This window comes from Paraburkholderia sp. BCC1885 (genome assembly GCF_900996235.1).
Taxonomy (GTDB): domain Bacteria; phylum Pseudomonadota; class Gammaproteobacteria; order Burkholderiales; family Burkholderiaceae; genus Paraburkholderia.
In genome coordinates this window covers 1-1,160 of record NZ_CAAJGM010000013.1, presented here as the reverse complement: position 1 = coordinate 1,160, position 1,160 = coordinate 1, and the positions used below count along the sequence as shown (strand labels likewise).

Here is a 1,160-nt window from a genome sequence, read left to right as displayed (position 1 = left end):
CGGTTGATACGGTCTTTCGACAGCGCGAGGCGGCTCGAATCGAACCACGAGCTTTCGAGCTGACGCATTTCGCGGCGCACCACTTCGTCGCGCGTGCGGGTGTTGCCGACGATGTTGATGCGGCGCACGTAGACGCGCCGGCTCGGATCGACCTGCAGCGTCAGGTCGACCGAGTGATGTTGCTGGTCGATCTGCGGCTGCGCGTTCACCGTGGCGAACGCGTAGCCGTATTCGCCCAGCTTGTCGACCACGGCCTTGGTGGCCGCCTTCAGTTTGGCCGCCGAGAAGCGGTCGCCCGCCTTGATCTTGATCAGCTTCTGCAGTTCCGGACCGCGATCCAGCAGGTTGCCCGCCAGATGGATGCCCGAAATCGTGTACGGCTCGCCCTCGTGCAGGGTGAGCGTGAGGTACATGTCCTTCTTGTCCGGCGACAGCGAGACCTGGGTTGAATCGATATTGAACTCGAGGTAGCCGCGATCCAGATAGTACGAGCGGATGTTCTCGAGGTCGGTGGTCAGCTTGTCTTTCGAGTACAGGTCGTTCTTCGTGTACCACGAGAACCAGTTCGGCGTGGACTGCTGCATTTCGTCGCGCAGCGTGCCGTCGCTGAACACCTTGTTGCCGATGAAGTTGACCTGGCGGATCTTCGCGCTCGGACCTTCGATCACTGAAAACAGCAGGCCGACGCGGTCACGGTCGATCGGGGTGATCGTGGTCGTGACTTCGGCGGCGTAGTAGCCGTGCGTCAGGTACTGGCGTTTCAGCTCCTGCTGGGCGCGATCGACCAGCGACTTGTCGTAGTAACGCCCGAGCGACAGTCCGACCGAGTTCAGCGCCTTGGTCAGGTTGTCCTTGTCGAATTCGTGCAGGCCCGAGAAGTCGATGGTGCCGATCGCCGGGCGTTCCTGCACCTGCACGACGACCACGTCGCCGTCGGTCGAGATCTTGACGTCGTTGAAGAAGCCGGTCGCGTACAGCGCCCGGATGGCTTCGGAGGCCTTGTCGTCGGTGAAGGTATCGCCCTGCTTGATAGGCAGGTACGAGAAAACGGTGTTCGGTTCGACGCGTTGCAAGCCTTCGAGCCGAATGTCGCGAACCACAAATGAGTCGGTGGCAAAAGCCGAGACTGCGGTGACGCTCAGGCCGATAAATGTCAGCGC

Annotated in this window: 1 protein-coding gene; it reads right to left on the bottom strand. The window is 61.3% G+C overall.

Features of this window, described 5'->3' with window-relative positions; translation table 11 throughout:
* Positions 1 to 1,157, bottom strand: a 1,157-nt coding sequence (bamA, locus tag FQ755_RS01180) for an outer membrane protein assembly factor BamA (protein WP_144150300.1), incomplete at its 3' end; no start/stop codon positions are given.
* Between the last annotated feature and the right edge of the window lie 3 nt (positions 1,158 to 1,160).